Annotated in this window: 1 protein-coding gene; it reads right to left on the reverse strand. The window is 70.0% G+C overall.

From position 1 onward, the window contains the following. Positions 1-1,127: sulfotransferase family protein (locus CSC71_RS15235; RefSeq protein WP_162375226.1), on the reverse strand; the 1,127-nt coding region annotated here is incomplete at both ends.

Raw genomic sequence — 1,127 nt, forward strand, 5'->3', positions numbered from 1 at the left:
ATCAGCGGCTGCAGCCAGGTTTCGTACGGCGCCCACTTCGGCCGCTCGCGCCGCACCACTTCGCCGCGCACCTGGACCGCGCTGGCCGTGGCCACCGCGCGCGTGCTGGCGGCGGTGCTGCGCATGCCGTCCACGTAGTCCAGCCCGCAGAACGCCGCCACCTCGCGCATCGTCGATTCCGGGTCGGCGGTCAGCCGCGCGTAGTCGACGTCGAGGATGCGACCCGGGTACGTTGCATGCCAGTGCGCCATCAGCCGCCGGTATTGCACGAAGTAATCGGCCAGTTCGTCCTGCTGGTAGGAATACGGATTGGCGTTCGAGAACAGTTCGCGCAGGTTGGAGAAGCAGGTCTCCACCGGGTCGCGCACCATGTGCAGGATCTTCGCCTGCGGCAGCGCATGGCAGATGAAGCCGATGTTGAGGAAGTTCGACGGCAGCTTGTCGGTGAGGTGCGTTTCCGCGCCCAGCCGCCACGCCAACCCGTCCAGGTAACGCCGCCCGACGGCGGCGAAATCGACCTGCGGCGCACGCGCGACGATGGTCCGGTCGATCACGCCCGGGCAGTGGTGGTCGGCGGCGTGGCGCATCGCGCTGGTGAAATCGTACAGCTCGCCGATCCCGCGCACGCGCGGGTGCGCGTCCAGCAACTGCTCCAGCAGCGTGGTGCCGGAGCGGTGCATGCCGACGATGAATACCGGCGTGCGCCCTGATGGCTCCGGCGGTGGCGGCGGCCAGCCGGGCAACCGCATGCCGACCAGCGCATCGACCAGTTCGCGGCTGTCCTCCCTGCGGTACCGCAACGTGCCGCGCTTGGCCGCGCAGGCCCGCTCCAGCGCCTGCCAGGCCGCCGCGTGGTCGCCCAGGTCGTCGAGCTCCTTGTGCAGGGCGAAGCCGAGCAATGCCGCGTCGGCCGGCGAACGCGGCGTTTCCAGCAGCTTGCGGATCCGGTCGACGCGATTGGACTCCGGCCTTGCCTTCGAGACCTGCGCCAGCAGCCAGTACAGCTGGGCGATCTCCGGCGCGCGCGCCATCGCCCGCCGCAGCTCGGATTCCGCTTCCTTCAGCCGCCCCAGGTACATCAGCACGTGGCCGCGGGCGACCAGCGTCGCCGGATACTCCGGATCGCC

The organism is Pseudoxanthomonas sangjuensis (assembly GCF_010211755.1).
Lineage (GTDB): Bacteria > Pseudomonadota > Gammaproteobacteria > Xanthomonadales > Xanthomonadaceae > Pseudoxanthomonas_A > Pseudoxanthomonas_A sangjuensis.